The organism is Nonomuraea sp. NPDC050790, assembly GCF_044456745.1.
Lineage (GTDB): Bacteria > Actinomycetota > Actinomycetes > Streptosporangiales > Streptosporangiaceae > Nonomuraea.
On record NZ_JBITGF010000009.1, the window covers coordinates 260,905 to 282,784 of the forward strand.

20 protein-coding genes are annotated in these 21,880 nt (G+C 69.1%); 5 read left to right on the forward strand and 15 right to left on the reverse strand.

All coding sequences use genetic code 11. The features are described 5' to 3' along the window. Nucleotides 1–222 precede the first annotated feature (222 nt). Nucleotides 223–1,182: a ParB/RepB/Spo0J family partition protein gene (locus tag ACIBEJ_RS39995; RefSeq protein ID WP_397188163.1), complete on the forward strand. Its 960-nt coding sequence runs from the start codon at nt 223–225 to the stop codon at nt 1,180–1,182. 281 nt (nt 1,183–1,463) lie between these two features. Here the strand turns inward: ACIBEJ_RS39995 and ACIBEJ_RS40000 are convergent, their stop codons facing one another. The 3 genes from ACIBEJ_RS40000 to ACIBEJ_RS40010 all read right to left on the reverse strand — a co-directional run bounded on the left by ACIBEJ_RS40000 (nt 1,464) and on the right by ACIBEJ_RS40010 (nt 5,518). Next, entirely contained in the window at nt 1,464–2,510 is a 1,047-nt protein-coding gene (locus tag ACIBEJ_RS40000; protein ID WP_397188164.1) for a threonine aldolase family protein, read from the reverse strand. 345 nt (nt 2,511–2,855) lie between these two features. Beyond that, nucleotides 2,856–3,812, reverse strand: coding sequence for a D-alanine--D-alanine ligase (locus tag ACIBEJ_RS40005; RefSeq protein WP_397188165.1), 957 nt, complete (start codon nt 3,810–3,812; stop codon nt 2,856–2,858). A 473-nt stretch (nt 3,813–4,285) separates the two neighbouring features. Beyond that, nucleotides 4,286–5,518 carry a PLP-dependent aminotransferase family protein gene (locus ACIBEJ_RS40010; protein WP_397188310.1) on the reverse strand — a complete coding sequence of 411 codons (1,233 nt, stop codon included), beginning with the start codon at nt 5,516–5,518 and terminating at the stop codon, nt 4,286–4,288. A gap of 248 nt (nt 5,519–5,766) precedes the next feature. On the opposite strand from ACIBEJ_RS40010, the gene ACIBEJ_RS40015 reads away from it, so the two are divergent. Next, nucleotides 5,767–6,384, forward strand: a complete 618-nt coding sequence (locus ACIBEJ_RS40015; protein WP_397188166.1) for a GNAT family N-acetyltransferase — start codon at nt 5,767–5,769, stop codon at nt 6,382–6,384. A gap of 492 nt (nt 6,385–6,876) precedes the next feature. On the opposite strand, the gene trxA is transcribed toward ACIBEJ_RS40015, so the two are convergent. The 8 genes from trxA to ACIBEJ_RS40055 form a co-directional block, all read right to left on the reverse strand. Continuing rightward, the gene (gene trxA / locus ACIBEJ_RS40020) at nt 6,877–7,191 is read right to left on the reverse strand and encodes a thioredoxin (protein WP_397188167.1); all 315 of its coding nucleotides are present in this window, start codon (nt 7,189–7,191) and stop codon (nt 6,877–6,879) included. Between the two features lie 11 nt (nt 7,192–7,202). Beyond that, nucleotides 7,203–8,135, reverse strand: a complete 933-nt coding sequence (gene trxB, locus ACIBEJ_RS40025) for a thioredoxin-disulfide reductase (RefSeq protein ID WP_397188168.1) — start codon at nt 8,133–8,135, stop codon at nt 7,203–7,205. 124 nt (nt 8,136–8,259) lie between these two features. Beyond that, the gene (locus ACIBEJ_RS40030) at nt 8,260–9,126 is read right to left on the reverse strand and encodes an anti-sigma factor family protein (RefSeq protein WP_397188169.1); all 867 of its coding nucleotides are present in this window, start codon (nt 9,124–9,126) and stop codon (nt 8,260–8,262) included. Further along, the gene (gene sigM / locus ACIBEJ_RS40035; RefSeq protein ID WP_397188170.1) at nt 9,116–9,742 is read right to left on the reverse strand and encodes an RNA polymerase sigma factor SigM; all 627 of its coding nucleotides are present in this window, start codon (nt 9,740–9,742) and stop codon (nt 9,116–9,118) included. Before sigM ends, ACIBEJ_RS40030 begins: the two co-directional genes overlap by 11 nt. Nucleotides 9,743–9,756: 14 nt before the next feature. After that, nucleotides 9,757–11,268 (reverse strand): serine/threonine protein kinase, encoded by a 1,512-nt coding sequence (locus ACIBEJ_RS40040; protein ID WP_397188171.1) that lies wholly within the window; start codon nt 11,266–11,268, stop codon nt 9,757–9,759. Between the two features lie 166 nt (nt 11,269–11,434). Then, nucleotides 11,435–13,030, reverse strand: coding sequence for a murein biosynthesis integral membrane protein MurJ (gene murJ, locus ACIBEJ_RS40045; RefSeq protein WP_397188172.1), 1,596 nt, complete (start codon nt 13,028–13,030; stop codon nt 11,435–11,437). Beyond that, a complete protein-coding gene (locus ACIBEJ_RS40050) occupies nt 13,027–15,120 on the reverse strand; it encodes a DUF6049 family protein (RefSeq protein WP_397188173.1) in 2,094 nt (697 codons plus the stop codon). The genes murJ and ACIBEJ_RS40050 overlap by 4 nt, the downstream gene beginning before the upstream one ends. Nucleotides 15,121–15,167: 47 nt before the next feature. Then, complete coding sequence (locus ACIBEJ_RS40055) at nt 15,168–15,689, reverse strand: YbaK/EbsC family protein (RefSeq protein ID WP_397188174.1); 522 nt, start codon at nt 15,687–15,689, stop codon at nt 15,168–15,170. Between the two features lie 112 nt (nt 15,690–15,801). Between ACIBEJ_RS40055 and ACIBEJ_RS40060 the strand changes: the two genes are divergently transcribed. Next, the gene (locus ACIBEJ_RS40060) at nt 15,802–17,202 is read left to right on the forward strand and encodes a CCA tRNA nucleotidyltransferase (RefSeq protein ID WP_397188175.1); all 1,401 of its coding nucleotides are present in this window, start codon (nt 15,802–15,804) and stop codon (nt 17,200–17,202) included. 46 nt (nt 17,203–17,248) lie between these two features. Here ACIBEJ_RS40060 and ACIBEJ_RS40065 read toward each other — a convergent pair whose 3' ends face one another. Then, complete coding sequence (locus ACIBEJ_RS40065; RefSeq protein WP_397188176.1) at nt 17,249–18,538, reverse strand: MFS transporter; 1,290 nt, start codon at nt 18,536–18,538, stop codon at nt 17,249–17,251. 149 nt (nt 18,539–18,687) lie between these two features. Between ACIBEJ_RS40065 and idi the strand changes: the two genes are divergently transcribed. Then, on the forward strand, nt 18,688–19,275 hold the full coding sequence (gene idi / locus ACIBEJ_RS40070; protein ID WP_397188177.1) for an isopentenyl-diphosphate Delta-isomerase: 588 nt from the start codon (nt 18,688–18,690) through the stop codon (nt 19,273–19,275). Between the two features lie 33 nt (nt 19,276–19,308). On the opposite strand, the gene ACIBEJ_RS40075 is transcribed toward idi, so the two are convergent. Then, a complete protein-coding gene (locus ACIBEJ_RS40075; protein ID WP_397188178.1) occupies nt 19,309–20,388 on the reverse strand; it encodes an inositol-3-phosphate synthase in 1,080 nt (359 codons plus the stop codon). A gap of 13 nt (nt 20,389–20,401) precedes the next feature. Then, nucleotides 20,402–20,971 carry a helix-turn-helix transcriptional regulator gene (locus tag ACIBEJ_RS40080; protein WP_397188179.1) on the reverse strand — a complete coding sequence of 190 codons (570 nt, stop codon included), beginning with the start codon at nt 20,969–20,971 and terminating at the stop codon, nt 20,402–20,404. Nucleotides 20,972–21,105: 134 nt separating this feature from the next. Between ACIBEJ_RS40080 and ACIBEJ_RS40085 the strand changes: the two genes are divergently transcribed. Next, nucleotides 21,106–21,492 (forward strand): DUF5318 family protein, encoded by a 387-nt coding sequence (locus ACIBEJ_RS40085; protein ID WP_397188180.1) that lies wholly within the window; start codon nt 21,106–21,108, stop codon nt 21,490–21,492. 166 nt (nt 21,493–21,658) lie between these two features. Here ACIBEJ_RS40085 and ACIBEJ_RS40090 read toward each other — a convergent pair whose 3' ends face one another. Then, nucleotides 21,659–21,841 carry a hypothetical protein gene (locus ACIBEJ_RS40090; protein ID WP_397188181.1) on the reverse strand — a complete coding sequence of 61 codons (183 nt, stop codon included), beginning with the start codon at nt 21,839–21,841 and terminating at the stop codon, nt 21,659–21,661. Nucleotides 21,842–21,880: the final 39 nt, after the last annotated feature.

The window sequence follows — 21,880 nt, forward strand, 5'->3', positions numbered from 1 at the left end:
TCCCGTTTCGCCACATTGCTGTCTGAACCGCACCCTCCAACCGTGGGAGCGCGGCATGGCCAGCGGGCTTGGTCATCGGGATTGGGGGATAAACGGGAGGGAAATCTGGGCGCTTGGCGTAAATGCGGTGAAGCGCGTGTGGCGACGGGACACCGGGTGGCGTTCGCACCGGTAACCTCTCCTGGTGTGACCGGAATCGGGCCGGGACGGTGAGGAGACGCAGTGAGTCAGCAGCGGCGGGGATTGGGCAAGGGGCTCGGGGCGCTCATCCCGACCGGTCCCATCGTTGACGGCACCGGAGCTCTGGCGCCTGACAATGGGACGGCTCCGGAGTCCGGCCCGAGGCCGATCGCGGGCGCGTACTTCAAGGAGATCGCTCTCACCGCCATCGTCCGCAACCCGCGTCAGCCGCGTGAGGTCTTCGACGACGACCGCCTGGCTGAGTTGGCCGCCTCCATCAAGGAGGTCGGGCTCCTGCAGCCGATCGTGGTGCGTTCGGTCGGTGGTGGCAGCTATGAGCTGATCATGGGGGAGCGGCGCTGGCGCGCGTCGAAGCTGGCGGGCTTGGAGGTCGTCCCCGCCATTGTCCGGAACACCCAGGACAACGAGCTGCTCCGTGACGCCCTCATCGAGAACCTTCAGCGTGAGCAACTGAACGCGCTTGAAGAGGCCGCCGCCTATCAGCAGCTCCTGGATGACTTTCAGGCGACGCACGAGCAATTGGCCCAGAAGGTTGGGCGCTCGCGTTCCCACATCACCAACACCTTGCGCCTCCTGAACCTGCCGCCGGATGTTCAGCTCAAGGTCGCTGCTGGGACCGTCAGTGCGGGGCATGCGCGGGCGCTGCTCGGGCTGGACAGTGCCGACGAGCAGATCCAACTGGCCAAGCGGATCGTGGCGGAACTCCTGTCCGTGCGGGCGGTGGAGGAGATCGTCGCCCTGGGCAGTTCCAAGGCTTCGGCGAAGGCTCCCCGTGAACGCCAGCCCAACAAGCCCACCGCCCCTGGGCTGACGCATCTGGCCGACCGGCTCTCCGACCACTTTGAGACCAAGGTCAAGGTCGATCTGGGGCGGCGGAAGGGGAGGATCGTGGTGGAGTTCGCCACGATCGACGACCTGGAGCGCATCATCGGCACGATGGCTCCGGAGGCCGCTCGCGCCATCCGCGATCACGAGGCTTAGGGCTTTTCCTCCTGCCGTCGCCGCATGGCAGCCGACGAGCGCGCTCAGTCTCGACGTTTCACGTGAAACCTTGCCCTGCCGTACCTGAAGCGGCGGCTTCCACGCCTGAGGGGGTGGGGTGTTGTTTCACGTGAAACACGGCCGAAGTGATCCCTCAAGACAAGCCGAGGTGATTTCCTTGGCGGGTGCTGTTTCACGTGAAACAGCGGCGGAGGGCGGGCTGGTTTCACGTGAAACAGGGAGCAGTGAGGGGCCGGCACGGTCGTCGAGGGATCGCCAAGCTAGTGGGCGACGGCCTTGCGGATGGCGGCTAGGAAGTCGTCCACGTGTTCCGGGGTCGTGTCGAAGGCGGTCATCCAGCGGACGAGGTTGCGGTTCTCGTCCCAGTACTCGAAGCGGAAACGCTCCTTCAGCGTGCGTACGGCGTCGCGGGGGAGGGTGGCGAAGACGGCGTTCGACTCCACAGGGAACGCGAGGCCGACCTCCGGGAGGTCCTTCACGCCGTCGGCCAGGCGGTGGGCCATCGTGTTGGCGTGGGCCGCGTTCTGGTGCCAGAGGTCATCCGTCAAGAGGGCAGTCAGTTGGGCGGAGATGAAGCGCATCTTCGAGGCCAGTTGCAGCGACTGCCTGCGGAGGAACGGGACCGCTCTGCTCAGTGTGGGGTCCAGGAGGATGACTGCCTCGGCGGCCATCGCGCCGTTCTTGGTGCCGCCGAAGCTGAAGATGTCCACACCGGCGTCCGTGGTGATCGTGCGGAGGTCGCAACCTAGATGGGCGGCGGCGTTTGACAGGCGGGCGCCGTCCACGTGGAGGCGAAGGTTCGCCTGGTGCGCGGTTTCGGCGAGGGCGGCGATCTCGTCGGGGGTGTAGCACGTGCCCAGTTCGGTCACCTGGGAGATGGAGACGACTGTCGGCTGAACCTCGTGGTGGGCGCCGAGTACGTGGAGGCGGTCGGTGATGTCGTTCGGGCAGAGCTTGCCGTCGGGCGTGGGCACGGGGGTCAGCTTGACGCCGAGAAGTCGTTCGGCGGCACCGGTCTCGTGGTTGGCGATGTGGGCGCTCTCCGGACAGATGATGCTGTCATACCGGCCCAGGGACAGCGCCAGGCCGATCAGGTTGGCGCCCGCTCCGTTGAGGACGGCGAAGCCGTTCGCCTGCTCGCCGAAGATGGTTTTGATCTGGCGCTCGAAGGCGGCGGTCCAGTCGTCGTCGCCGTAGGCGGGAGCGTCGCCGGAGTTCGCGGATGCCATCGCCTCCAGGACGGCCGGGTGGACGCCCGCGTGATTGTCGCTGGCGAAACTCTTGGGGTAAGTCGTGTCTATCAGCACATGGCAAGGCTACTCAGACGGCTCCGGGGCGGCTTGGTGCGTACCTGGGCGTGGGGGTTCCGCTTGGGAGGTGCGTGGGGGGCTTGGGTCCGCTGACCGAGGAGGCGGCGGCGCGACCGCAGGGCGAGCCCCACCGCACCGTCGCCGAGGTGAGCGCGGTGCTCGGCAGGGATCGGGAGCGGCAGGCGCCCTGCGACGTGGAGGGTGTAGTGGGCATGGCGCCGAGGGCAGTGGCGCCGCGCCGGGGGCGGGGTCAGGGGGCGGGGCGCCCGGGGGTTGGGGTGTGGCGCGAGGGCGGGGGGTCGGGCGGCGTGGCACTGGGGGTTAGGGGGAGTGGCGCCGGGGCTAGGTGGTGTGGCGGGTGGCGGCTATTTCCAGGAGGCCGCGGCAGAGGGTGCCGAGGTCGCGGCCGGCGGATTCCACGGCCATTGGGAGGAGGGACGTCTCGGTCATGCCGGGGGCGACGTTCACTTCGAGGAAGTGGGGGGTGCCGGTGGCGTCGACGATCAGGTCGGTGCGGGAGATGTCGCGCAGGCCCAGGGCGGTGTGGGCGGTTACGGCGGTTTCGGCGCAGGCGGCCGCGGCCGAGTCCGAGAGGCGGGCCGGGGCGAAGAACTCGGTGTGGCCGGCGGTGTAGCGCGCGGCGTAGTCGTAGACGCCTTCGTCCGGGACGATTTCCACCGCGGGGAGAGCTACCGGGCCGTCGCCCAGGTCGACCACGGAGACCGCTACCTCTACGCCTTCGATGCATCGCTCGATCAGCGCGGTGTCACCGTACGCGAAGCAGCCGACCATCGCCGCGGGCAACTCCTCGGCGGTACGCACGATCGAGGCGCCCAGCGCGGAACCACCCCTCGCGGGCTTCACGAACAGGGGCAGACCGAGGCGATCCACGATGCGTCCCAGGACGACGGAGGCGCCGAGGTCGTGGAACGTCTCCTTGGGCAGCGTGATGGAGTCGGGGGTGCGGAGGCCGACGGAGCGTACGACGGCTTTGGCTGTCGGCTTGTCGAACGCGACCCGGCACGCGTCAGGATCGGCGCCGACGTAGGGGACGTTCAGCAGTTCCAGGACAGAACGGATCGCGCCGTCCTCACCGGCGCCGCCATGAAGCGTCACGAAAACGGCATCCGGCCGGTCCGCCAGCACCGACGGCACCAGCGAGGCGTCGGTGTCACGCGTCTCGACGTCGACACCGGCCGCCCGCAGCACCTCGCTCACCCGGCGTCCGGAGCGCAGGGACACCTCCCGCTCATAGGAGAGCCCGCCGGCCAGCACGAGCACGTGACCCAAATCGCCCATCACTTTCCCCTCTTCCGAAAGCACGCCGTCCAACCGTACCGGCTCAGGCGCCCGTTTCCCCCGCGCCCGTCCGCTCCGGCCTCTCCACCTTCTCCCGCGCGTCCCTTGCGCGTTCTCGTGCGCGTCCCTTGCGGGTTCTCCTGCGCGTGGGTTCTCGTGCGCGTTCCCCTATGCGCGGGTTCTCGTGCGCGTTCCTAAGTGGGTGGGTTCTCTTGTGCGTCTCTTGTGGAGTGGTGCCGACCCGCTGGCCGGCGATACGACGTCACGGCGGGGTGGGACGCGCCCGACGGGCGTGGGAACGACAGGCGCCCGCTCACATCGGTGGGCGGTGGTGGGGGTGGCTTGCCGTACAGGGGAGGGCGGGTTGTGGAGAGCCTGCAACAGAGCTACGAACAGCACGCACACCGAAAGGAGAGCGCAGCGAGGAAAAGAGAAAGGAGGATTGGGCCGGGGCCGGGGTCGGCCCCGGTGGGTTAGGCGAGGTCGGGGCCCGGGGTGTCGACGCCGGGGTGGCCTGGGGGTGGGGTGGTGCCGAAGGTGTCGCGGAGCTGGAGTTCGCCCTCGATGACCCTGGCCAACCTTCGCACGCCCTCCCGAATCCGGTCCGGCTCCGGGTAGCAGTACGACAGGCGCATCTGACGGCTGCCGCTGCCGTCGGAGAAGAAGCCGGTCCCGGGCACGAACGCCACCCGCTCAGCCACCGCCCTCGGCAGGATCGCCTTAGAGTCGAGCCCCTCGGGGAGGCTGGCCCAGACGAAGAAGCCGCCGGCGGGCCGGGTCCACGTGACGCCGGCGGGCATGAGGTCGGTCAGGGCGTTCAGGAGGGCGTCGCGGCGTTCGCGGTACAGCTCCCTGAATGTCTTGATCTGCTCGCGCCACGGCTGGGTGGTCAGGTACTGGCCGACAGCCAACTGGGTGAAGGATGAATGGGATAGAACGGCTGATTCCATGGCGAGGACCAGCTTGTCGCGGATGGCGTGGGGGGCCAGGGCCCAGCCCACGCGGAAGCCCGGGGCCAGCGTCTTGGAGAACGAACCCAGGTACACGACCCCGTCGGGGTTGTCGGCGCGGAGGGCGCGCATGGGCTCGCCGTCGAAACCGAGTAGTCCGTACGGATTGTCCTCGACGATCAGGACCCCGGCGCGCTGGCAGATGTCGAGAACCTGCTGGCGGCGGGCGGCGTTCAGGGTGACGCCGCCGGGGTTGTGGAAGGTCGGGATCGTGTAGAGGAACTTGATCGTGTTGCCGGCGGCCTGGAGCGCGTAGATGGTCTGGGCCAGGGATTCCGGCACGAGACCCTGATCGTCCATGGTGATATGGACGACTTTGGCCTGGTATGCGCTGAATGTGCCCAAAGCGCCCACATATGAGGGGCCCTCGGCCAGGACCACGTCGCCCGGGTCGATGAAGATGCGGGTGATCAGGTCCAGGGCCTGCTGCGAACCGACCGTGACGACCACGTCGTCCGCCCCCGCCTCGATCCCCTCCAGGCGCATGACCTCGCAGATCTGCTCGCGCAGATGGGGGTCGCCCTGGCCGGAGCCGTACTGGAGCGCGACCGGGCCACGCCTGGTGACCAGGTCGGAGACCAGCTCGCCGACCATGTCGAGGGGAAGGGCCGTGACGTACGGCATGCCGCCGGCCAGCGAGACCACCTCGGGCCTCGACGCGACGGCGAAAAGAGCTCGGATCTCGGAGGCGACCATCCCGGTAGCTCGCGCGGCGTACCGATCGACGTAGGCGTCGATGCGCGACCCTTGGGTCGCGGGCGTCTGACCGTGATCCGTCTCTTCTGTCACGGTCCACCTCCTAGGTGTCATATGGAGCCGAGAGACCAGAGTACGTGACTGGCCACGATCGCCGTGCACCCGCTCCCAGCTTCGTCACTGGGCTACGATGCCAGCTGGGGACGCGGATTTCGCGCGCTTTTCCGGGTCAACGATTGGGGCCGTAGTTGTCGCGTCGGCTGGTCAACATCACCCTGGACAATCTCGATGATCTGCCGCGCCGTTGCCGGCGGTGTGTTTTCTGGGAGCTTGACCCGCTCAGCGGCGAGCGCGCGGCCGAGGCCGGGGACCCTGCCTTGGAAAAAGAGGCGTGGATTTCCGGAACTCTCCTGGAATGGGGAAGCTGCGGGAAGATTGTTTACGTTGACGGGGTTCCGGCGGGGTTCGTGCTCTACAGCCCGCCGCTCTACACCCCGCGCTCGGTGGCCTTCCCCACCTCGCCGGTCAGCGCGGACGCGGTGCTGCTCATGACAGCCCACATCATCCCGGAGTTCTCGGGGGGCGGGCTGGGACGCATGCTGATCCAGGGCGTCGCCAAGGACCTCACCCGCCGCGGGGTCAAGGCCATCGAGGCGTTCGGGGACCTGAAGTGGGAGAACCCGAGCTGCGTGGTGCCCGCCGACTACCTGCTTTCGGTCGGCTTCAAAACGGTTCGGCCGCATCTCCGATTTCCGCGGTTGCGGCTGGAGCTCAAGACGGCCGTCTCGTGGCGTGAGGACGTCGAGGTGGCGCTGGAGCGCCTGCTCGGGTCAATGAGCCCGGAAAGGGCCCTCCGTCCCGTCTGAGAGCGTTCTACGGCCTTCCACCCTCCTGTACGGCCCCGCCCACCCGGCATCCACGTCCCCGTCCGATGCCGCCTTCCGCAGCCCCGACCTCCGATACGGCCCCGCCGCCGGGCCCCGGCGCGCTGCGCTTCGCGTGCCCGGCGCCGTTCTCCATGCCCAGCCCGCCGGCGTCCACGCACACCCTTGGTCCGGTCGCCCTCGGAGGCAGGTCGCCCCTGGACAGCCAAAGCCGTTCCCAGACCGTCACAAGACCGAACTTCTCGCCCCCAACTCCAGCACACTCCCCGTCGCGGGGTCGCGGGGTCGCGGGGTCGCGGGGTCGCGGGGTCGCGGGGTCGCGGGGTCGCGGGGTCGCGGGGTCGCGACAAAGCCCCGAAGCTCCGGACAACGACCGCTCCGGACAACGACGGCTCCGGACAACGACGGCTCCGGACAACGACGAAGCCCGGGAGACCGTGGGTCTTCCGGGCTGCGGCCGTACAGGAGGAGGGGTTAGATGATGCCCTCAAGCTCCCTCATCAACATAGCCTTGGGCTTGGCGCCGATGATCTGCTTGACCACCTCACCACCCTTGTAGACGTTCAGGGTGGGGATCTGCAGCACCCCGTAGTCCCGCGGCACCTGAGGGTTCTCGTCGATGTTCAGCTTGACGATCTCCAGCTTGTCCCCGTAGTCCTTGGCGATCTCCTCGAGGATGGGCGCGACCTGACGGCAGGGCCCGCACCACTCGGCCCAGAAGTCGACCAGCACCGGCTTGTCGCTCTTGAGGACCTCGGCCTCGAAGGTGGCGTCGGTTACAGCCTTCACGATTGCGCTCCTTAGTTCTCGTGGGTGGCCAGCCACCGCTCGGAGTCCAGGGACGCCGAGCAGCCGGTGCCGGCCGCGGTGATGGCCTGGCGGTAGATGTGGTCGACGACGTCGCCCGCGGCGAAGACGCCTTCGATGTTGGTCGCGGTGGTGGGCGCGGCGACCTGTACGTACCCGTCCTCGTCGAGGTCGATCTGCCCCTTGACCAGGTCGGTACGCGGGTCGTGCCCGATCGCCAGGAACAGCGCGTCGGTCGCCAGCTCGCTCTCCTCGCCGGTCTTGACGTTGCGCAGCTTGACGGCCTCGACCTTGTCGTCGCCGAGCACGTCCACGACTTCGGTGTCCCAGACGAACCGGATCTTGTCGTTGGCGAACGCGCGCTCCTGCATGATCTTGCTGGCGCGCAGCTCGTCGCGGCGGTGGACGACCGTGACCATCCGCCCGAACCGGGTCAGGAACGTGGCCTCCTCCATGGCGGTGTCACCGCCACCGACGACCACGATGTCCTTCTGCCGGAAGAAGAACCCGTCACAGGTGGCGCACCACGACACGCCGCGTCCGGACAGCCGCTTCTCGTTCTCCAGGCCGAGCTCGCGGTAGCCGGAGCCCATCGCCAGGATGACCGACTTGGCGTAGTAGGTGTCGGTGTAGGTCTTGATGACCTTGGGGTTGGCCTCCAGGTCGACCTCGATCACGTCGTCGGCGACCAGTTCGGCGCCGAAGCGCTCGGCCTGCTTGCGCAGGTTGTCCATGAGGTCGGGACCCATGATGCCGTCGGGGAAACCCGGGAAGTTCTCCACGTCGGTGGTGTTCATCAGCGCGCCGCCCGCGGTGACGGAGCCCTCGAAGACCAGCGGCTTGAGTTCGGCGCGTGCGGAGTAGACGGCCGCGGTGTAGCCAGCGGGGCCGGACCCGATGATGATCACGTTACGAACGTCGCTCAACGCTCCCACGCCTTCCTCTTCTGCTGTTGCCTGTGGCGTCAACAGATCCTAGGCCGCCGTGATTCCCTTCCCTGCCCACAAAACGAAAGAGCCCACCGAAGTGGGCTCTGACGTGGGGTTCCGCTTACCAGCGGCCGACGAGTGGCTTGCGAAGGTTCTTGCAGTTGAACGGGTCCACGACGTCGAGCCTGAGCTTGTTCTTGGCCTGGTTCCGCCAGGACGCGACGATGAGCGCCTCCTGACCGTTGTACTGGCCCTGGTCGACCGCGAACACCTTGAGCTTGCTGCGCGAGGACACCTGCGGCACGCACTTGGAGACACCGGTCGGCGTCTCACCGCCGCCCAGCGCCTCGGCGTTGCCCATGAAGCCCACCATCGGCTGGCGCAGGTTCTGGTCGCTGTAGTTGTGGTTGCTGTCGGTCAGCGCGTAGCCGCGGCTTTTGGTCTCCTCGCGCGTCGGCGTGGGGGGCTGTGCGACCTGCATGCCGCCGCCTCCGCCGTTCCCGCCCGAGGCCGTGAGCACCCCACTCGCCATTACGGCGGTGCCGACCACCACGGCCGCGGCAGCCGAGGCGACCGCGGGCATCGCCCACCGGCGCCGCCGGGAGGAGGCTCTTCGCCGAGCCGGGACGATCGTGCCGTCATCGGAGACCACTCCGAGGCGCACCGGCTCTTCCGGCGCCTCGGCCACGGTTTCCCATGGCGCGTCCCGCATGAGCTCGTCCCAGTCGGGCGCTTCCGCCAGGCCGACTCCGCCTCTGGTGGCCTCGGCCGCCAGCGCCTTGTCGATGCGTAGCGCGACTCCCATCGGCATGGCCGGTGTCGGTGTCGCCGCGAGCACCTCGCGAACCGCCGCCAAGTCCGCGAGTAGCGCCCCGCAGGGGGTGCACACCGCGAGGTGTTCGCGTACTTGGCGCGCCGTGCCGACGTCTAGAAGACCCTCGGCCAGCTCGGCCAGGATCTCGAGGTCGTAGTGCGTATCACCCGTCACGAAGTTCTGCTCCCTTCGCGGATGAGACGCGACTGAGGTCCGAACGGTTCCGCAGATGCGAAAGAATTGGGGCAAGTTTCGCGCGTCCCCGCGCACAGCGGCTTTTCACCGTCCCGCTGGGCACTTCGAGCACCTGAGCTGCGTCTTCGACCGAATAGCCCATCATGTCGACCAGCACGAGAGCGGCTCGCTGGTCGGCGGGCAGGAGTTTGAGAGCAGCCGAAACCTCCATGGAGACTTCACGTTCGAGGGTCTGGTCGGGCATCGGTGTGTCGCGTTCCGCGGCTTCGATGAGCTCGTCGTCGGCGACCGGCCGGACCGATTTGCGGCGCATCCGGTCGAGGCACGCGTTGACCACGATGCGATGGAGCCAGGTGGTGACCGCGGCCTCGCCGCGGAAGGTGGCGGCCTTGCGGTAGGCGGAGACGAACGCGTCCTGGACCGCGTCGGCCGCTTCGTCCGGGTCGCCCAGGGTGCGGAGGGCGACCGCCCACATGCGGTCCCGGTGCCTCTTGACTATCTCGCTGAACGCATGTGGATCCCCGTCGATGTGCGCGGCGAGCAGCTCCGCATCGGAGTGCTCAGCGCCTGAGGGTGTCTCGGGTGGGGAGTTCACAAGGGGGTTCCTGATTATGCTGATCCGGGAGAATGCACTACTACGTCATAGATGGTGCCATGAAACCCGCCATCGTCCGCAGGAAGACGCGTAAACCAGATCAAAACGTACTGGCCGCTTGCGGGCTGCTCAGGCGTCAGCGTGACCTTCCCGGACCCGTCCTTGTGACGTGCCACCGTCTTCAGCGAACCCAGCTCGCGTGAGTCGCCCACCTTCAACTCGACGTCGGCGCCCGACGCGTTCGACAGCGTGGCGACCACGTCGCTCACCTGGACCGGCTTGCCCATGTCGAGCAGCAGGCCGACGCCGTCCTTGAGCCCGCCGAGGTCGGCGTCGTTGTAGTTCTCGGTCTTCCAGAACGTGCTGGGCTTGCCGTCGATCGCCGCGGCGGCCCGGTCCGGCTTCTCCGCGCCGTCGCCGAGCGGGTCGAAGCCGTCGGCCTTGGCCGGCTTGACCACCTGGATCTCGGCCTCGGCCGGCTTCGACGTGCTCGGCTGGCCGCCGCTCGCCTCGGGCTCCGACGGGCTGCCCAGGCTGCGGCCGATCGTCCACGCGCCCACGCCGACCGCGGCGATGACCAGGAGCACGACCACGGTCATCAGCAGCCGGTTGAGCAGGCTGCCGCCGCCGTTCTGCGGGCGGTTGGCGATCACCGTGTGGGACGGCGGCGGGGCGTTGTCGTGCCGGGTGTCCAGGCCCTCGGAGCGGGAGCCGGTGGTGACCGACGGCGCGGGCGAGGAGTAGGAGATGGAGATGGGCATGGGCCGAGGCACGCCGGACAGCTCCTCGGCGACCTCGGCCGGGGTGGTCAGCGCCTGGTGGCCCTTGCGCGACTCGGGCAGCGCCGCGCGCACGGTGATCGTGTCGAGGTAGCCGGGCAGGCCGGCGGTCACCTGCCGGGGCGTGGCGAAGTGGCCGTCGATCATCGGCGCGGCGGGCAGGCCGCCCTCGTCCTCGTCGCCCGGCCAGTGCCCGGTCAGCCCGGCGTACAGCAGCCGGCCCAGGCCCTCGGCGTCCTCGTGGGCGGGGTGGTCGGCGGTGAGCCCGGCCAGCGCGGCGTCGACCGCGACGCCCAGCACCTTGACCGTGTTGCCGGTGGTCCACACCAGGTGGGCGGGGCGCAGGCAGAGGTGGTAGAGGTCGGCCTCGTGCGCGTGGGCCAGGGCCTCGGCCGCCTCGGCGACCAGGCCGGCGGCGCGCTCGGGGTCGAGCGGCCCGGCGGCCAGCAGGTCCGACAGCGACTCGCCGGTCACCCACTCGCTCACCACGTACGCGTGGTCGTCGTCCTGGGCGGCGTCGAAGACCTGGGTCAGCCGGGGATCGGTGAGCCGGCTGGCGGCACGGGCGGCGGTGACGACCTCGTGAACCCGCGGGAAGTCGGGGGCGAAGGTGAGGACGGCGACGGGCCGGGCCAGGATCTCGTCGATGGCCTTCCACAGCGTGGCGCCGTCGGACTCGCTCACGCGGTCCTCCAGCCGGAAGCGCTCAGCGAGGCGCTTGCCCGGTTCGACCGCCGACGTGCTCACTGACCTTCTCCGCTCAGCCGACCGGGCGATTCCGTGCCTCGACCCACCTGCGTGGAGGAATCCCACGTAGGCGCGTTATGTCGGGTGGATCCGCCCACGCCCCTCCTGCTTCCATTCGCGGGTGTCCGCACCATCGTAGTGCCGTGCCGTGTACGCCCGCGTTCCTTTACCGGCCTACCCGTCCCGCGACCATTCCAACGATTGAGTTGACCTCGGGGATGCGCATCTTATGGGCTACGGCCAAATAGAGCAGCCCTCCCAGGCCACCTCCGACCGCCAGGATGATCAAAGAATTGAGGAAGGCGAGCTCGCCGAAGAACTGCTGGCTGGCCCAGACCGAGGCGAGCGCGAGCACCGCGGTGGGCATCGCGGCGAGGTACATGCGGGTCAGCGCGGTGCCGATGGTCCAGCCGCCCAGCCCGGCCGCGCGCCGCGAGGCCATCGTCCAGGCGACGACCGCGCCCAGCGCGTACGCGCACGCGTAGGCGAACGCCAGCCCCATCACGAGGTAGGCAGGCGGCAGCAGCGCGTTGGCCACCAGCATCAGCACCGCGCTGGCCGCGGTGGTCCCGGCTCCGACGAAGACGGGAGTGCGGGTGTCGCCGAAGCTGTAGAAAACCCGGAGCAGGAGCTGGAAGACGGCGAAGGGCATGAGGGCCAGGCCGTACACCTGGAGGACGTTGCCGATGTAGACGGCGTCGGCGACCGAGGTCTCCCCGTGCGCGTAGATCGGCACGGTGATCGCGGGGCCGAGCACCATGAGCAGCAACGAGGCCGGAACCATCACGCACGCGATCAGCCGCACCCCGGACCCGAACTCCGAGCGCAGGTCGTCCATGCGCCCGTCGGCGACCGCGCGGCTCATCTTGGGCAGCATGGCGGTGATCACCGAGACGCCGATGATGCCGTAGGGAAGTTGGAAGAGCTGGAAGGCGAAGGTGTACGGGCTGACGCCGTGGTTGGGCACCGCGTCGCCGGCGGCGCTGGCCAGGTTGGTGATCAGCATGAAGCCGAGCTGGGTGATGACGACGTAGCCGATCGTCCAGCCGCCGGCCTTGGCCATCTCGCCGAGCCGCGCGTTGCGCACGTCGAGGCGGGGCCGGAACTGGAAGCGCGCCCGCTTGAGCGCGATCACCAGCACGGCGGCCTGCGCGACGATGCCGGCGGTGGTGCCGAGGCCGAGCAGCGCGAGCTGGCCGTCGGTGACCGACGCGAGGTCCTTGCCGCCGGAGTAGGCGAGGAACACGCCGATGACCACGACGTTGTTGAGCACCGGCGCCCACATCGGGGCGGCGAAGCGGTCGCGGGTGTTGAGGATGGCGCCGGCCACCGCGCCCAGGCCGAAGAAGGCGAGCTGGGGCAGGATCAGCCGGGCCAGCAGGACGGCGACCTCGTACTGCCGGGAGCCGGGCCGCCAGTTGGTGTAGAGGTCGATGAGCAGGGGGGCGGCCCACACCGCGAGCGCGGCCACGACGATGAGCGCGAGCGTGGCCAGCGTCAGCAGCCGCTGCTCGAAGGCCCGGCCGCCGTCGGGGTCGCGCTGCTGCGCCTGCACGATCATCGGCACGATGACGCTGCTCAGCACGCCGAGCAGGAGCAGGTCGAGGATGGAGTAGGGGATGGCGTAGGCGACGTTGTAGGCGTCGCCGAGCAGCGCGGTGCCGACCGCGGAGGCCAGCACCATCGTGCGTACGAAGCCGGTGATGCGCGAGACCATCGTGCCGGCGGCCATGATCGCGCTCGCCCTCATCAGGCGGCTCATACCTTCTCACTCTCCCGGGCCTGCGCCGCTCGCGCCGGCCGCTTCTCCGAGCGCCGCCGCAGGATGCGGGTGACCACGGCGGCCAGCATGACCGACAGCGCGCCGCCCACGATGACGAGGGCGATGCCGGTGTAGCCGGTGGTCCTGATGGTCAACTTGACGGGATCACCGTACGGCACGCCGTCGGCCGTCTCCAGCTGAACGGTGATGGCCGCGTCGCCGCTGGTCTTGACCAGCATCGGGACCTGCACGGTGCCGACCTCGCCCTTGCCCACCGTGATGGGCTTCTTGACGTACTTCGGATGGATCTGCAGCAGGTCGCGGTTGCTGGAGGACACGTCGACCATGAGCGTGACCGACGTGCTGAGCCCGTTGCGCACGCTGATCGGGACCTGGCCGTCGACGCCGGCCACCGTGATCGGCTGGGTGCGGCTGGCCCCGCTGATCGTGATGAGGCCGAGCCGCTTGCCCACCGCGGCGTCGACCTGCTTGGTGGCCGAGCGCCCCGCCCGCGTGCTGTTGCGCCAGGCGGAGGAGGCCAGGCGGAGCACGGCGTTGTCGAACCCGGCCGAGCGCTTGTCGGTGGTGATCCGGGTGGCCAGGTCGGCCTCGGTCGCCGCCTCCTTGACCGGTTCGAGGTACTTCTCGTTCAGCTCTTCCTTGCGGTCCTGCTCGGTGTAGACGAGCCCGGCGCGCGGCGTCTGCGCCTTGGCGGGCTTGATCGCGCCGAGCTCGCCCGAGGACAGCCACGGCAGCCGGCTCGCGGTCTTGAGCAGCGCCGCGACGAACGCGGGGTCCGGGTCCCAGCGCCGCGACGGCGCCACGACCAGGTTCCTGGCCCTGACCTGGCCGGGCTCGGCGGCGATCATCGCCGTCTCGGCGATGAAACGCTGCCTGTTGAGTACGGCGGTGCGCCCCGCCGCCGAGTCGAGCTCGAACATCCGGCTCAGCTCCTCGTCGGGCAGGAGCGCGGTGACCGGGCCGGAGACGCTGTCGAGCGTGGCGGCCGCGTCGAGCGTGGTCGTGGCCGGAGTCTGGGGCGGCAGGTTGGCCGGGTTGAGCAGCACGGTGCGCACGGCGCTGACCGACAGCAGGTCGAGGGCGTCGTCGTCGAGCTTGCCCGCCACCGGCCAGTTGGACGAGACGGGGATGTCCCGCTTGAACTGCCGGTCGGCCGCCGAGTCCGCGGCCTTGACCGCCCGGTCCACGCCGCTGTCGAGACCCTGATGGGCCAGCGCGGCCACATCGGGGTCGCCGTAGGGGACGGCGACGACGGGCGCGCCGGTGAGCGAGGTGCGCAGCGACTCCAGCCACGCCGCCGCGGCCGGGTCGGCGGGCTGCTTCTTGCCGTTTCTGAGCGTGTAGCCCTTGGTCATCGCCTGCACGTCGTCGAGTAGGCCGGGCTCGACGAACCAGGTGACGTTCTTCGGCGCCGTCTTGGCGAGGGCGGCGAGGTCGGCCAGGCGGCCCCCGGTCTTGAGCGCGGCGGTGAGCTTGTCGTCGACGAACGTGGCGTCGTCGGAGCGGTGGGGCGCGTCGATGATCGGCAACGCCACGGACAGCCGGTTACGCGGCAGCTTGGGCGTGGTCGGCGGCATGTAGGTGACGAACGTGTGGGCCTTGGCCAGCGGCTGCCAGGACGCCGCGGCCGGGACGACCTCGACCGTGATCGGGTAGACGCCGAAGGAGTTCATGCCGAGCTGCACCGGCGTGAAGGTGAGCTCCCAGGCGGCGCTGGTGCCGTTGTCGACCAGCGGGAAGTCCATGAACGTCGAGTTGGACGCCTGGGGGAGCTGTGCGGCCTGGTCCTCGGCGAAGGCCTTCATCGCGGCGCGGTCGGTCATGCGCTGGAAGCCGTAGCGCACCCGGACGCGCACGCCGGACAGCGCGGCCCCGGTGCCGTTGCGGAAGGTGCCCGACACCTTGATCTGGTCGGTGGGCTTGGTCGGCAGCTCGGGCGTGATCGCCCTGACGGTGAGGGTCAGCTCCTGCTTGGCCGTGGTGGCGGCAGCCGTACCCGGCGTTGTCGCGACCACGGGGGCGAGCAACGCGGCGGAGAGGACTGCGAGAAGCGTGGCCTTTCTGATCACGCGTCAGTCCGGGGTGGAGTACGGCGCACGCCCGCAATGGTACGGGCTCAGTGCCGTAGCGCGACCGTCTGGCGGGATCCTCTGGGCCTTGGCGCGCGCAGGTCCATGGACTTGCCGGACATGAGTGACAGCAGGTCGAACGCGCGCAAGGTGAGGGCGGTGTGGCGTTCACCGGTGGCCAGGAAGACGGCCTGGGAATCGGGCTTGATCCGGTCGTCGATGAGGACGGTGAGCGTGGGCGGCAGCAGCAGCGGGCAGACCAGCCCGGCGGCGTAGTCGGTAACCTCGTTGACCACGAAGGCCGGGGCGAGGTGTACTTTCCTGGCCCCGAGCAGTCCCCCGACCACGCCCGGCCTGGGCGGTGCGGCGACGGTGGAGACGACGGCGACGGCCTCCCGGCCCAGCCTGGTGACCGCCTCGAACACCGTCACGACCACGCAGCGGGAAGGGGCTGCGGAGATCGTCTCGGGCAGCTCGTCCGCGCAAGTCATGGGGCGCGGAAGGCGTACGATCTCATGATGGACCTGGTGTGCGAGGAGCCAGCGGTGGATCGCGAGGGCGTCCTTCATAAATGAGCTCCTAGCCTCGTTCCATGGCCCCCGACGGTCTCTGACCGACGGTAACCCGGACCTGGTGTGGCTCGGGGGATATGTTCCGTAATGCGTGAAGGACCTACCCAGCTTGTCCGACTCAAATCAGCACTTTCACAAGATCGCGCCGGTCGCCGACGAGCTCGGCGAGCTGTTCGCCGCCCGCGGGCACGAGCTCGCCCTGGTCGGCGGCTCGGTGCGCGACATCCTCCTCGGACGCATCGGCAACGACCTCGACCTGACGACGGAGGCCCGGCCGGAGCGGGTGCTCGAGATCGTCAAGGACTGGGCCGACTCCGTCTGGACCATCGGGATCGACTTCGGCACGGTCGGCGTCCGCAAGGGCAACTGGCTGCTGGAGATCACCACCTACCGGAGCGAGTCCTACGACCCCAAGTCGCGCAAGCCCGAGGTCGTCTACGGCGAGACCCTGGAAGCCGACCTGGAGCGCCGCGACTTCGCGATCAACGCGATGGCCGTGCGGCTGCCCGACCACGAGTTCGTCGACCCCTACGGCGGCGTCTCCGACCTGACCGCGCGGCTGCTGCGCACGCCCGGCACGCCCGAGCAGTCCTTCGACGACGACCCGCTGCGCATGCTGCGGGCCGCCCGCTTCGCCTCCCAGCTCGGCTTCACGGTCGCGCCCGAGGCGCTCAGGGCGATGACCGAGATGGCCGAGCGCATCGAGATCGTCTCGGCCGAACGCATCCGCGACGAGCTCGACAAGCTGATCTGTGGCGCGTACCCACGCGAGGGGCTGGGGCTGCTGGTCGAGACGGGCCTGGCCGCGCATGTGCTGCCCGAGCTGCCCATGCTGCGCCTGGAGATCGACGAGCACCACCGGCACAAGGACGTCTACGAGCACTCGCTGACCGTTCTCGACCAGGCCATCGCCCAGGAGGAGGACGGCAAGCCCGACCGCATCCTGCGCTGGGCGGCGCTCCTGCACGACGTGGGCAAGCCCAAGACCAGGCGGCACGAGCCGGGCGGCCGGGTCTCCTTCCACCACCACGAGCTCGTCGGCGCGCAGATGTCCAAGAAGCGCATGACCGAGCTCAGGTTCCCCAAGGACGTGGTGGCCGACGTGGCCCGGCTGGTCGAGCTCCACCTGCGCTTCCACGGCTACGGCTCGGGGGAGTGGACCGACAGCGCGGTGCGCCGGTACGTCCGCGACGCCGGTCACCTGCTCGACCGCCTGCACAAGCTGACCAGGGCCGACTGCACGACCCGCAACAAGCGGAAGGCGGCCAACCTCTCGCGTACCTACGACCAGCTCGAAGAGCGCATCGCCAGGCTGGCCGACGAGGAGGAGCTGGCCAAGATCCGTCCGGAGCTCGACGGCAACGAGATCCAGCGGGTGCTGGGCATCGGCCCCGGCCCGATGGTGGGCCGGGCCTACAAGTTCCTGCTCGACCTCCGCCTCGACCAGGGCGTGGTCGGCAAGGACGCGGCCACGGACGCGCTGCGCGCGTGGTCGCGGGAGCAGAGCTAGCGGCGGCGCGGGCGTCCTGCTCGAAGGGGGCGCCCGCGCGGCTTTCTCACCGCGTGGAGGCGACCCGCGCGGGCGCGGTGACCATCCGGTACGCCACCGCGCTGACCAGGTAGCCCACGGCGATGATGCCGACGGCCAGGTAGGACTTGCCGTCGGCGGGCAGGATCGCTGCCGACACCCCGGCGGCCAGCACGAACATGCCGTTGAACAACATGTCGTAGATGGAGAAGGCGCGCCCCAGGTAGGCGTCCTCGACGTCGCGCTGGACGGAGGTGTCGGCGCAGATCTTGACGCTCTGCCCGGCCAGGCCCAGCACGAAGCCGGAGATCCACAGGCCCCACTCCTGGAAGGGCGTCACCAGGATCGCGGCCAGGACTCCGGCCGCGCCCAGCATCAACGGCACGTAACGCTCGACGGGGATGCGCTCCGTGGCCAGCGGGGTGACGACCACGGCCAGGGCGTAGCCGACGGCCGAGGTGGCCACGACGATGCCGATGCCCCTGAGCGCCGCCTCGGAGTCGCCGTCGGTGAAGTAGTAGCGGTACAGGATGATGCCCAGGGCGGTGGCCATGCCGTACATGAAACGGTGGGCGGCCATGGCGCCCATCGCCGCGGCGGCCCTGCGCCGGTGGGCGAGGTGCCTGGCGCCCTCGACCAGGCCCTTGAGGACGTTGCGCACGGCCTCCCTGACCTGCGGCCGGTTGGGGTCGTAGTGGGGGCCGAGCAGGTCACGCCGCATGGTCCTGGCGACCAGGGCGCTCAGGCTGAACAGCACGCCCGAGGTGACCAGGACGAGCGCGACGCCCGCGTCGCCGGGTCCGAACACCCCGCGCATCAGCGTGGCGACGCCGACGCCGACGAAGGTGATGACCGTGCCCATGGTCGGCGTGACCGCGTTGGCCGCCATCAACTGCTCCCTGGGCACCACGTGCGGCAGGGAGGCGCCCAGCGCGGCCAGGAAGAACCGGTTGACGCCCAGGACGCCGAGCGCGGCCGCGTAGAAGAGCTCGTCGGGGGTGTCGAGGGCGACCAGGGCGGCGGCGCCCAGCAACAGCAGCCCGCGGACCACCGGGGCGATCACCAGGATCTGGCGGCGCGACCACCTGTCGATGAAGACGCCGACGAACGGCCCCAGGATGCTGTAGGGGAGGAACAGCACCGCCATGCCCGCCGCCACCTGCAGCGCGGTGGTCTGCTTCTCGGGGCTGAAGAAGGCGAATCCGGCGACGCCGAACTGGAAGATGCCGTCGGAGAACTGGGAGACCAGGCGGGTGCCGAACAACCGTCGGTAGTCCCGGCCCCGCAGGACCACACGGAGATCGGCGACAAATGACACGCAGCCAGCCTAGCCGCCGCCTCGTCCTGTCGCGGTGGGGGTCAGCACCACCCGGGGAGGAAACCGCACACCCTCCGGAGGAAATCACCCCATCCGCACAGGGAAGGGGAGGAAGAGAACCGCGCACAGGTTCCCGTACGCTTCGTTGCGTGACGACTGAGGAACTCGTGGTGTTGGTCGACGGCGAGGGAAACGCGATCGGCGCCGCACCCAAGACGTCGGTACACGGCCAGGACACCCCTCTGCACCTGGCCTTCTCCAGCTACGTCTTCGACGAGGCCGGACGCATCCTGCTGACCAGGCGCGCGGGGCACAAGCTGACGTGGCCCGGGATCTGGACCAACAGTTGCTGCGGCCACCCGCTGCCCGGCGAGCCCGTCGAGCACGCGGTGCTGCGCCGGCTCTCCTACGAGCTGGGCCTGGACGCCGAACGCGCCGACCTGATGCTGCCGACGTTCTCCTACCGCGCGGTCATGCCCAACGGCATCGTGGAGCACGAGCTGTGCCCGGTCTACCGGGTCACGGTGAAGGGGCAGGTCGACGCGAACCCCGACGAGGTGGGCGAGGTCCTGTGGATGCCGTGGAAGGAGTTCGCCGAAGGGGTGGGCAACGGCCTGCTGGCGATCTCGCCGTGGTGCAAGGAGCAGGTTCCGCTGCTGGCCGAGCTGGGGGCCGACCCGATGGCGTGGGAGACGGCGCCGGAGGAGCAGTTGCCTCCGGCCGCCAGGGCCACCTAGCCGGGCGCCGTCGCGGCGCCCGGCTCAGGGCCGTCAGCGGGAGACTTCTCCGCGGATGAACTTCTCCACGTACTCGCGTGCCTCGTCGTCGCTGTGCTGGACGGGCGGCGACTTCATGAAGTAGGAGGAGGCGCTGAGGATCGGGCCGCCGATGCCCCGGTCCAGGGCGATCTTGGCGGCGCGCACGGCGTCGATGATGATGCCGGCCGAGTTGGGGGAGTCCCAAACCTCGAGCTTGTACTCCAGGTTCAGCGGGGTGTCGCCGAAGGAGCGGCCCTCCAGGCGGACGTAGGCCCACTTGCGGTCGTCGAGCCACGGCACGTGGTCGGACGGGCCGATGTGCACGTCGGCCTTGCCCATCTCGTGCGGGATCTGCGAGGTGACCGACTGCGTCTTGGAGATCTTCTTGGACTGCAGGCGCTTGCGCTCCAGCATGTTCATGAAGTCCATGTTGCCGCCGAAGTTGAGCTGGTACGTGCGCAGCAGCTCCACCCCGCGGTCCTCGAAGAGCTTGGCCATGACGCGGTGCGTGATGGTGGCGCCGACCTGCGACTTGATGTCGTCGCCGATGATCGGGACGCCCGCCTCCTCGAACTTCTCCGCCCACTCGGGGTCGGTGGCGATGAAGACCGGCAGCGCGTTGACGAAGGCGACCTTGGCGTCGATCGCGCACTGCGCGTAGAAGCGGTCGGCCTCCTCCGAGCCCACCGGGAGGTAGGAGACGAGGACGTCCACCCGGTTGTCCTTGAGGACCTTCACGACGTCCACGGGGGCCTCGTCGGACTCCTCGATGATCTCGCGGTAGAACTCGCCGAGACCGTCGAAGGTGTGGCCCCTCTGCACGATCACGCCCGTGGGCGGCACGTCCGTAATCTTGATCGTGTTGTTCTCACTGGCCACGATCGCCTCGGACAGGTCGCGCCCGACCTTCTTGGCGTCCACGTCGAAGGCGGCGACGAACTCGACGTCACCGACGTGGTAATCGCCGAACTTGACGTGCATCAGGCCGGGGACCCTGGCGTCCGGGTCGGCGTCCTTGTAGTAGTGCACGCCCTGGACCAGCGATGCCGCGCAGTTGCCGACACCGACAACGGCCACGCGTACCGAACCCATCGCACTCGCTCCCTTACTCATCTGTGTTATTTCTCGCGGGCTCTTCCGAGGCCCGTCTCTCTGTCGCGATCAGTTCATTCAGCCAACGCACCTCGCGTTCGACCGATTCCAGACCGTGACGCTGCAACTCCAAGGTGTAAGCATCGAGCCGTTCCCTGGTTCGTGCGAGCGCGGTGCGGACGGCGTCGAGTCGTTCCTCGAGCCGGCTGCGGCGGCCTTCGAGAATGCGCAGGCGCACCTCGGCCTCGGTGTGGCGGAAGAAGGCGAAGTGGATGCCGAAGCTCTCGTCCTCCCACGCGGACGGCCCGGCCTGGGTGAGCAGCTCCTGAAGCCGCTCCTTGCCTTCGGCGGTGAGCTTGTAGACGATCTTCGATCTGCCGCTCACCCGAGTGGGTTGCTCTTCCACGATCAGCCCCTGCTCCAAGAGCGACCTCAGGCAGGGATACAGCGAACCGTAGGAGAACGCACGGAACATGCCGAGCAGCTCGTTGAGCCGTTTGCGCAGCTCGTAGCCATGAAGCGGCGTCTCGTGCAGCGACCCGAGCACGGCGAGTTCCAGCACTCTGCCCTGTCCGCTGACCAATGGAACCGCCCTCCTCTCGCGTCGATGTATCGGCTCGATACATCCTGAGGATACGTCGCTCCGCTATATGGCCGCAATTAATGACTTTGCCAAGACGTTGGGAGGAATCGGTAAAAAGCCGTAGTCTGGCGCGCATGTGGTCACAGCGAAGGGTGGTGGATTACGGCCTCGCCAAGCGGGCGGTGGTCCGCTCGGTGCGCTCAGGGCGCACTGTGCCCAGCGAGGTCTGTGACGCACAGCCGTACCTCCTTCGCGCGGCCCGCCACCTCGGCGAGGCCACCGAACGCACCTGCCCGGTGTGTGAGAGGGAGAACGTCACCAACGTGACCTATGTCTACGGGGATTCCCTGGGCCGCCATGCTGGTCAGGCAAAGGCCACGTCAGAACTCGTCGACATGGCCCATGATTACGACGAGTTCAGGGTGTACGTCGTCGAGGTCTGCCAAGGTTGTTCCTGGAACCACCTGACGGTCTCGTACGTCCTCGGCAACGGACCGCCTGACCTCGTCGGCCAACCGTGAGACCGAGGGCGGCGAGGAGCCTCACGCCCACCCGCCGTGCCATCCGACGACGATGCGAGGACGTGTGAGTTACAGCAGCAACGAGGGGACGGGACGCCAAGGAAGGCGCCGTCGCTCAAGCTCACCCCGTTCATCAACGCCCCAGGGGCAGACCCCGCAGACCGGTTCATGGGGTACGGCGCAGCCGCCACGTCGTCCGGAGGCAGCCTACGAGCAGACCGGCGCGATGGCCGCGCAGCAGGGCGGTCCGGGCTTCGACCAGCCGGAGCCCCGCCGCGCCCAGCCCGGCCAGCCGGGTCAGCCCGGTCAGCCCGGCCCGCGCCCCGGCCAGCCGGGGCACCCTGGCCAACCGGGGCACCCCGGGCAGCCCGGCGCGTACCCCGGCCAG